The sequence below is a fragment of the Burkholderia sp. IO2 genome, assembly GCF_029522185.1.
In the GTDB taxonomy this organism is placed as follows: domain Bacteria; phylum Pseudomonadota; class Gammaproteobacteria; order Burkholderiales; family Burkholderiaceae; genus Burkholderia; species Burkholderia cenocepacia.
In genome coordinates this window covers 1-8,744 of record NZ_JAKWFH010000113.1, presented here as the reverse complement: position 1 = coordinate 8,744, position 8,744 = coordinate 1, and the positions used below count along the sequence as shown (strand labels likewise).

At 68.2% G+C, this 8,744-nt stretch carries 11 protein-coding genes; 10 read left to right on the top strand and 1 reads right to left on the bottom strand.

Annotated features, from left to right (window positions below; genetic code table 11):
• Window positions 1-320 precede the first annotated feature (320 nt).
• The 8 genes from MMB92_RS34680 (at window position 321) to groL (ending at window position 6,013) form a co-directional block, all read left to right on the top strand.
• Window positions 321-680, top strand: coding sequence for a hypothetical protein (locus MMB92_RS34680; protein WP_034200933.1), 360 nt, complete (start codon window positions 321-323; stop codon window positions 678-680).
• 27 nt (window positions 681-707) lie between these two features.
• The gene (locus tag MMB92_RS34675; RefSeq protein WP_006496678.1) at window positions 708-1,223 is read left to right on the top strand and encodes a sigma-70 family RNA polymerase sigma factor; all 516 of its coding nucleotides are present in this window, start codon (window positions 708-710) and stop codon (window positions 1,221-1,223) included.
• Window positions 1,220-2,002, top strand: coding sequence for an anti-sigma factor (locus MMB92_RS34670; protein ID WP_060213797.1), 783 nt, complete (start codon window positions 1,220-1,222; stop codon window positions 2,000-2,002). The genes MMB92_RS34675 and MMB92_RS34670 overlap by 4 nt, the downstream gene beginning before the upstream one ends.
• A 26-nt stretch (window positions 2,003-2,028) precedes the next feature.
• Window positions 2,029-2,451: a quinol oxidase gene (locus MMB92_RS34665; RefSeq protein WP_277563253.1), complete on the top strand. Its 423-nt coding sequence runs from the start codon at window positions 2,029-2,031 to the stop codon at window positions 2,449-2,451.
• Window positions 2,448-3,080 (top strand): DUF1571 domain-containing protein, encoded by a 633-nt coding sequence (locus tag MMB92_RS34660; RefSeq protein ID WP_048986303.1) that lies wholly within the window; start codon window positions 2,448-2,450, stop codon window positions 3,078-3,080. Before MMB92_RS34665 ends, MMB92_RS34660 begins: the two co-directional genes overlap by 4 nt.
• A 42-nt stretch (window positions 3,081-3,122) precedes the next feature.
• Window positions 3,123-3,638, top strand: a complete 516-nt coding sequence (locus tag MMB92_RS34655) for an SRPBCC family protein (RefSeq protein WP_212247003.1) — start codon at window positions 3,123-3,125, stop codon at window positions 3,636-3,638.
• Window positions 3,639-4,032: 394 nt separating this feature from the next.
• Window positions 4,033-4,326, top strand: a complete 294-nt coding sequence (gene groES / locus MMB92_RS34650) for a co-chaperone GroES (protein ID WP_004186661.1) — start codon at window positions 4,033-4,035, stop codon at window positions 4,324-4,326.
• 46 nt (window positions 4,327-4,372) lie between these two features.
• Window positions 4,373-6,013 (top strand): chaperonin GroEL, encoded by a 1,641-nt coding sequence (groL, locus tag MMB92_RS34645; protein ID WP_006485462.1) that lies wholly within the window; start codon window positions 4,373-4,375, stop codon window positions 6,011-6,013.
• Between the two features lie 189 nt (window positions 6,014-6,202).
• Here the strand turns inward: groL and MMB92_RS34640 are convergent, their stop codons facing one another.
• Complete coding sequence (locus MMB92_RS34640; RefSeq protein ID WP_012492910.1) at window positions 6,203-7,069, bottom strand: hydroxymethylpyrimidine/phosphomethylpyrimidine kinase; 867 nt, start codon at window positions 7,067-7,069, stop codon at window positions 6,203-6,205.
• Window positions 7,070-7,324: 255 nt separating this feature from the next.
• Here MMB92_RS34640 and MMB92_RS34635 point away from each other — a divergent pair, with 255 nt between their 5' ends.
• Window positions 7,325-7,495 carry a rubredoxin gene (locus tag MMB92_RS34635; protein WP_004186709.1) on the top strand — a complete coding sequence of 57 codons (171 nt, stop codon included), beginning with the start codon at window positions 7,325-7,327 and terminating at the stop codon, window positions 7,493-7,495.
• A gap of 104 nt (window positions 7,496-7,599) precedes the next feature.
• A partial coding sequence (locus MMB92_RS34630) for a hypothetical protein (RefSeq protein WP_277563252.1) occupies window positions 7,600-8,744 on the top strand: 1,145 nt, incomplete at its 3' end.

Here is an 8,744-nt window from a genome sequence, read left to right as displayed (position 1 = left end):
CGCGTACTTCGATCGGCTGGGTGTGCCCCGACTCTCATAACCTCAACTTCCCGAACCGCCCGGTGCGGACCCGCATGCCGGGTGGTGTGGCAGGGGTACGGCCTCATGGCCGTCCCCTATGCCGATTGCGGGTTCCCGCTTTCTTTCGTCGCATGAACGATCGTCGCCGCTCGTCGCGCTGCCGGATGGAATAACCGGCCGTCGCCGTCCGTTTACATACCGAGTTCCGGCACCGCCGGCCGGCGGGATAATGATCGCGACGCAGCCGATCGTCCCGTCCGGCGGCACCGTGTCGCGACACGACGCCAAGGAGAACGGGAATGAAACGGATGATCTTCGCTGCCGCGCTGACGGCGGCGATCGCGCGGCCGGCGGCCGCCGAACCGCCACAGGCCGGCGACGGGAAACTGGTCGACGAAGCGCACATGACGCTGTACGTATTCGATCGCGATGCGCCGGGCAAGAGCATGTGCGACGGCACGTGCGCGGCCAACTGGCCGCCCGCGCTCGCCGACGCGTACGACAAGGCGTCGGGCGCGCTGAGCCTCGTCGCCCGCGACGACGGCAAAAAGCAGTGGGCGTACCGCGGCCGCCCGCTGTATCGCTGGAAGATGGACCACAAGGCCGGGGACGCGGGCGGCGACGGAATCGGCGGCATGTGGCACGTCGCGCGGCCATGACCGCGCGGCGACGCGCGAGGCATCCCGATGAGCTATGAGTCGGACCTGCTGGTGTGGCTCCCGCATCTCACGCGCTATGCGCGTGCGCTGACGGGCGAGCGCGCATGGGCCGACGACCTCGTGCAGGACACGCTCGAGCGTGCGCTGAACCGGCCGCCGCGCGACGGCGGCCACCTGCGCGCATGGCTGCTGACGCTGTTGCGGCACCGCTTCATCGACCAGTTGCGCGCGCGGCACGAGATCGCGGTCGACGACGCGACGGCGCCGTGGCAGACGATGGCCGCGCCTGCCGGCGCGGTCGGCGGGCTGGAGTTGCGCGACGTGCAGCGCGCGCTGTACCGGCTGCCGGTCGAACAGCGCGAGGTGCTGCTGCTGGTCGCGCTCGAGGAGTTGAGCTATCGCGATGCCGCGCAGGTGCTCGGCGTGCCGGTCGGCACGGTGATGTCGCGGCTAGCACGGGCGCGCGCGCAGATGCGCGCGTTGCTGTCGGACGCGCCGCCGGCGCACGGCACGGCCACGTTACGGGTGATCGGGAAGCCATGATGGACGATCCGCGCAAGCCTTCGAACCAGCAGGACGACGATGCGTCGGCGCAACTGCTGTCCGCGTTGCTGGACGGCGAATTGTCCGGGCACGAACGCCGCGAGATGCTCGAGCGCCTGCAGTCCGATCCGCAGGAAGCCGAACGATTTGCGCATTACCGTGCGCAGCGCGATGCGCTGAAGGCGCTGTTCCCGTTGCCGGGTGCCGCGCCCGCGTTGTTCGTGCAGCGCCGCGCGCCGCGCTGGCGCGCCGTCGCGCATGCGTTCGCGGGGCTGGCGGCCGGCCTGCTGATCGGCGTCGCGCTACATGCGGGCTGGGCGGCATTCGGCCGCGCACCGGCGTTCGCCGCGCGCGCCGATGTCGCGTACGCCGTGTACGCCGCCGACCGCGAGCATCCGGTGGAGGTGGGTGCGGCCGATCCCGCCCGTCTCGCCGCGTGGCTGTCGGCGCGCATCGGCCGGCCGGTGCGCGCGCCGTCGCTCGACGAATACGGTTACGCGCTGCTGGGCGGCCGGTTGCTGCCCGGCGACGCGGGGCCGGCCGCGCAGCTCATGTACCAGCGCGCGGACGGCGCGCGCGTGACGCTGTACATGACCGCATACGATGCGCGCCGCCTCGCGCCGCGGGCGATGTCGGCCGACGGTCGCTACACGTATTTCTGGTCGGATCGCGGCATGGGTTATGCGCTGTCCGGTCGCGGCGACGAACGGCGTCTGCGCGAACTCGCGATCGACGCATGCGGTGCGCTGGGCGGCCCGACCGACGCGTGGAAGGGATGACGCGCGGCGCCCGCAGGGAGCAGGCAATGAAGACGGCGATGATGAAGGGGTTCGTGCTGGCGGCGTGCGTCGCGGGCACGATGCTTGCGCGAGCGCAGGGCGATGCGCCGGTGCGTGTGCCGGTCGATGCCGATGGCGTGCAGCGGGTGACGATCGTCGGCGGCAGCTATTTCTTCCTGCCCAACCACGTGATCGTCCGCGCGCACGTGCCGGTCGAGCTGACCGTATCGGCCGAACCCGGCGTCGTGCCGCACAGCTTCGAGATCGACGCGCCGCCGCAGGCGGGCATCGCGGTGCATACCGAACTCGGCACGACGCCGAGAACGTTTCGTTTCACGCCGCAGCAGCCGGGGCGGTTCGCCTACTATTGCACGCACCGGCTGCTGTTTTTCGGCAGCCATCGCGCGCGCGGAATGGAAGGCGTGCTCGATGTCGAGGCGGCGCCATGATCGCCGCGTTGCTGGCCGCAAGCCTGATAGGAGCGAGCATGACAGCCGATCCCGTGACCGTCGCGCAGGCGCATTTCGACCACGTCCGCTCGTACCGCGCGACGATCCGCTCGTCGGCGCGCGATGGCGAGCACACCGAAATCCGCTACGCGTACCTGAAACCGGGCTTCGTCCGGATGGATTTCGTGTCGCCGCATCGCGGCGCGGTGCTCGCGTACGATCCCGGCGACGGCAAGGTGCGGCTGCGCCCGTTCGGCACGCATGCGCCGCCCGCGTTGACGCTGTCGCCGTCCAATCCGCTCGTGCGCGACCGCACCGGCCACCGGGTCGACCGCTCGGACGTCGGCGAACTGCTGCGCAACGTGCATGCGCTGCAGCAGGGCGGCGCGACGGTGACCGAAGGCGAGGAGGCCGTCGGCGGCCGGACCGCGCTGCGCGTGCTGGTCACGGGCGCACCCGCGCACGCGGTCGACGGCGTGCATCGCTACCGGCTGTGGCTCGACGCCGCGGACGGTTTTCCGCTGAAGGTCATCAGCTACGCGAACGATGACGACACGCCGCTCGAAACCGTGACGCTCGACGACGTGGAGATCGACGTCGCGTTCCCCGAGCGTTTCTTCGCGCCCTGACGGCGCGCCATCCGCGTTCCTGACGCGCATGCCGGAGGCTGCATGGCGGAGTACCGGTTTTCGACGACCTGGCGGGTGGACGCGCCGCTCGCGGCGGTCTGGGACGCGATCTACCAGGTCGACCGCTGGCCCGACTGGTGGAAGGGCGCCGTGCGTACCGTCGAGCTCGAGCCCGGCGACGCGCGCGGCGTCGGCGCGCTGCACCGGTATACCTGGAAGGGCGCGCTGCCGTACCGGCTGACCTTCGACATGCGCGTGCGGCGCGTCGAGCGGCCGCATGCGCTCGAAGGCCATGCGAGCGGCGCGATCGAGGGCGACGGCCGCTGGTCGTTCGTCGCCGACGGCGCGCGCACCGTCGTGCGCTACGACTGGCACATCCGCACGCACGTGCGCTGGATGAACTGGCTGGAACCGCTCGCGCGGCCGCTGTTCCGGTGGAATCACGACGTCGTGATGCGCGAAGGCGCGAAAGGGCTCGCACGGCGGCTCGGTGCGACCGTCGAGACGGACGGCCGGACCTTTCGGCCGCTGTCGGGCGCGGACTGCGCCGATGCGTGAGGATCGGCCCGGCGAAGCCGAGTGACGGACGCGTCGCGACGGACGAAATCGGCGTCCGTGCGTTTTTTTCGATGCGATGTCAGCGGTCTCGGGAACTCCGGGCTTACCCGGTGTCCAAACGGGGCTGGATGAGATGCGCGGGCCGCACGAGCCCGCGGGCGGAGCAGGATGTGTTCGGTTTGTCGTTGTTTTAAAAGGGTTTTTTGTCGCTTTTGTCTGTTTTACCCGCCGCGCCGCTGCCCCGAAAATTCCTCCGGTTCCCCTTCTTGAATTTGTCAAAACCCGTCCATATAATTAGCACTCGCTGCACGAGAGTGCTAACAATTCTCTGCCGGGCGATGAGCCGGGCAGATTCCCTAAGCGTTCTTCAATCTCAGTCAAGAGAGGAGTGAATATGAACCTTCGTCCTTTGCACGATCGCGTGATCGTCAAGCGCCTGGATCAGGAAACCAAGACCGCCTCGGGCATCGTGATCCCCGACGCCGCTGCTGAAAAGCCGGATCAGGGCGAAGTCCTGGCCATCGGCCCGGGCAAGCGCGACGACAAGGGTGCGCCGATCGCGCTCGACGTGAAGGTCGGCGATCGCGTCCTGTTCGGCAAGTACGCAGGCCAGACCGTGAAGGTCGACGGCCAGGAACTGCTGGTCATGCGCGAAGAAGACATCATGGCCGTGGTCAACGCCAAGTAAGCGTCATCCGACGGTACATATTCCCAAGAATTCAAGGAGTTAGAAGATGGCAGCTAAAGACGTCGTATTCGGCGATTCCGCCCGTTCGAAGATGGTCGAAGGCGTGAACATTCTCGCCAACGCAGTCAAGGTCACGCTGGGTCCGAAGGGCCGCAACGTCGTGCTCGAGCGCAGCTTCGGCGGCCCGACGGTCACCAAGGACGGTGTGTCGGTCGCGAAGGAAATCGAGCTGAAGGACAAGCTCCAGAACATGGGCGCGCAAATGGTCAAGGAAGTCGCTTCCAAGACCAGCGACAACGCAGGCGACGGCACGACGACGGCAACCGTCCTCGCGCAATCGATCGTTCGCGAAGGCATGAAGTACGTCGCATCGGGCATGAACCCGATGGACCTGAAGCGCGGCATCGACAAGGCAGTCGCAGCGGCTGTCGAAGAGCTGAAGAAGATCAGCAAGCCGTGCACGACCAACAAGGAAATCGCACAGGTCGGCTCGATCTCGGCGAACAGCGATTCGTCGATCGGCGATCGCATCGCTGAAGCGATGGACAAGGTCGGCAAGGAAGGCGTCATCACCGTCGAAGACGGCAAGTCGCTGGCCGACGAACTCGACGTCGTCGAAGGCATGCAATTCGACCGCGGCTACCTGTCGCCGTACTTCATCAACAACCCGGACAAGCAAGTCGCCGTCCTCGACAACCCGTTCGTGCTGCTGCACGACAAGAAGGTGTCGAACATCCGTGATCTGCTGCCGGTGCTCGAGCAAGTCGCGAAGGCTGGCCGTCCGCTGCTGATCATCGCAGAAGACGTCGAAGGCGAAGCGCTCGCGACGCTGGTCGTCAACAACATCCGCGGCATCCTGAAGACCGTTGCGGTCAAGGCGCCGGGCTTCGGCGATCGTCGCAAGGCGATGCTGGAAGACATCGCGATCCTGACCGGCGGTCAAGTCATCGCGGAAGAAACCGGCCTGACGCTCGAGAAGGCAACGCTGGCAGAACTGGGCCAGGCGAAGCGCATCGAAGTGGGCAAGGAAAACACGACGATCATCGACGGCGCAGGCGAAGCTGCAAGCATCGAAGCACGCGTGAAGCAAGTGCGCGCGCAAATCGAGGAAGCGACGTCGGACTACGACCGTGAAAAGCTGCAAGAGCGCGTGGCCAAGCTGGCAGGCGGCGTTGCAGTGATCAAGGTCGGTGCTGCGACCGAAGTCGAAATGAAGGAAAAGAAGGCCCGTGTCGAAGACGCACTGCACGCAACCCGCGCAGCTGTGGAAGAAGGCATCGTGGCAGGTGGCGGCGTTGCGCTGATCCGTGCACGCACCGCGATCGCAGGCCTGACCGGCGCGAACGCCGACCAGAACGCCGGCATCAAGATCGTGCTGCGCGCGATGGAAGAGCCGCTGCGCCAGATCGTCACGAACGGTGGCGAAGAAGCGAGCGTCGTGGTGGCGGCAGTTGCAGCAGGCAAGGGCAACTACGGCTACAACGCAGCAACGGGCGAGTACGTCGACATGGTGGAAGCCGGCGTCGTCGACCCGACCAAGGTCACGCGTACCGCGCTGCAGAACGCAGCTTCGGTGGCAGGCCTGCTGCTGACGACGGACGCAGCTGTCGCAGAACTGCCGAAGGAAGACGCACCGATGCCGGGCGGCATGCCGGGCGGCATGGGCGGCATGGGCATGGACATGTAATCGACTTCGGTCGACGGTGTCCGGGGCGCGCAGCGATGCGCGTTCCAGCCAAAAGAAAAGACCCGCAGCGATGCGGGTCTTTTTTTATGTGCGCGGTTTTCGATGCGTACGCGAGGCGGCCGGATACGCCACGCCTCAAAGCGTCGAGGCGCGGCGTGCGACGGCGGGGCCTGCCCGCCGCGTCGCGACTCAATGCCGGTGCGACGTCCTCGGCGCCGGGTCGGCCTTCACGGCCGGCGGCGTATCCGAATCGTCGTTGCTGCGCGCCCAGAAGAACCGGTCGGGCAGGTACGCGCCCATGCCGGGCCGGAATGCGTCGCGCACGGCCTGGTACAGGTATTCCTGCGCCTCGCGCACGGCTTCGGGCGGCTCCTGGCCGTTCGCGAGCAACGCCGCGATGGCGGCGCCGAGCGTGTCGGTGATGCCCATCAGCCGGTGCGGCGAGCGATCCCACATGTCTTCGCGCAGCTGGCCTTCTTCGCCGTACAGCGTATTGACGAGCCGGTGCGAGCCGGTTTCCGACGACAGGATGTATTCGCAGCCCTGCGACAGCAGGTGCGATACGGCCGCGTCGAGATTCGGCGCTTCGGCATCGCCGTCCGGCTGGGCGAGCGCGATCAGCGTCGCGTGGTCGGCGACCAGCAGGGTGGTTTGCGGCGCCAGCAGGTCGGCGATCGATTCGCGCAGGTCGTCGGCGGCGAGCACGTGCTCGTCGTCGAGCGTGAAGTCCGGGGCGAGCACGAGCGGCACGCCGTCGTAGTCGGCGACGACTTCGGCGATCGCGCTCACGACTTCCGCACGCGTCGCCGCGCCGATCTTGAACGCGGCAACCGGCATGTCTTCGAGCAGCATGCGCGCCTGCGCGGCGACGACGTCGGGATCGAGGCCCGTGACTTCATCGCAGGCGGCCGAGTCGCGCACGGTATAGCCGGTCAGGACGGACACGCCGTGACAGCCCATGCTCGCCAGGGTCATCAGATCGGCTTGGAGGCCGGAGCCGCCGGTGGGATCGGACAGGCCGAAGGTGAGGACGATCGGAGGGGCGTTGCTGGACATGTAAAAATGGGGCAAGAGAAAAACGGACAAGCGACGGAAATGCGGACGGCGAGGCGAATGGGCTTTTTTTGCCCTGTGTTGCCCGGCAGGCCGCACTTTTCAACCATTATGCGGTGGAATCCGGCCGGTACGACGGAATTTTTAGCGCAGCGCAACGTAGTTGCCGTCCTCCAGCGCGATTGCTAGGCAGTCCGGCCCCGACACGGTACCATCATGGCTCCCGAATTTACCGACTTTTCCCCGACGCGGCTTAAGATGGAATACAAGAGCTGGATGTGCCTGATTTGTGGCTGGATTTACGACGAAGAAGCCGGGCTGCCGGAAGAGGGCATCGCCCCGGGCACGCGCTGGGAAGACGTCCCGATCAATTGGACGTGTCCCGAATGCGGCGCCCGCAAGGAAGACTTCGAGATGGTCCAGATCTGACCGGGCCGCTGGCCCACGGACACTCCGCTCAGGCCTCGCACCGGCCCGGCGCTTGCGCGCCGCGGTTCGCGCGAGCGACTTGACGATGACAGGCGCGCGTGTCCATGACGTCCGATCCGGCGAACGTTCCCAACCCTGACGCATTGCCCAACCCGCGTGGCGGAGCCGTGCGCGCGGCCGACGCGTGGCTGGCGGCGGCCGCCGACGCATTCGAGCGGCGCGACGACGCAGCGGCGCCGCTTTCCGCGGCCGCGGCCGTGCTGGCGGAAGCCGGCTGGTTGCCGGCCGCACGGTTTGCCGGGCAACTGTCGGCCGCCGTGCTGCTCGTCGCCACCGAGCCGACCTCGGCCGGCTGGCGCGCCGCACTGCGCGATTTTCGTGCGGCCGTCGGACGCCACAACCTGCGCGAGCTCGCGTGCTCGCCCGTTCTCTTCGAGCATTTCCGTGCGTTGCGCGCGCAAAGCGCCGCCGACCTGCGCACGCGCACGCCGCCCGATGCGCTCGCGCTGGTCGGCCGCGCGGTGCCGCCTGCCACGCTGCGCGCGTTGCCCGGCGCATTCGCGCCCCGGATTCGCGCCCGTTACGAGCAGGCGCTGCTCGGCGTACTGCGGGCCGAACACGGCGCGCCGGGCGCCGCACTCGACGAACTCGACGCGCTGCTCGCCGCGCTCACCGACGACGGGCCGTACGATTTCTGGCGGCTCGTGGCCGCGTGTACGCGCGCGCTGCGCGCAAGCGGCGCGCCCGAGCTGAAGCGCTTTCTCGCGCGGACCAACCTGCTGCTCGGCGAACACGCGCAGGGCCGACGCAGCGCGCCGCCCGAATTGGTGCGCGAGACGGTGGCGCTGCTGTGGCGCGATTTCGCGCTGTTCGGCGCCGCGGCCGAGGACGTCGCGCTCGTCGACGTATTGCACGACTACGGATTGACGGTCGACTGGCACGTCGCCGGCACGCCCGCGTCCGAAGCGTTGTGGGAGGCCGATGCCGCGCGGGCCGAGCGCGATGCGGTCGCGGCCGCGCCCACTCGCGCGCTCGGCGTCGTGACCGTCAACGCGCATGCCTATGAGGATTTCCTGCAGACCGCCGATGCGTCGATGGCCGATCTGGCGGCCGACCCGGCCACGGCCGACGCCGGCGCCGCGTGGCACGCGTCCGGCGCGGCCTATCGGGTCGGCACGGCCGCATGCGCGCTCGGGCTCGGCCACGCGGCGCTGCTCGCCGACACGCTCGGCCTGGCGTGGCGCCGCGC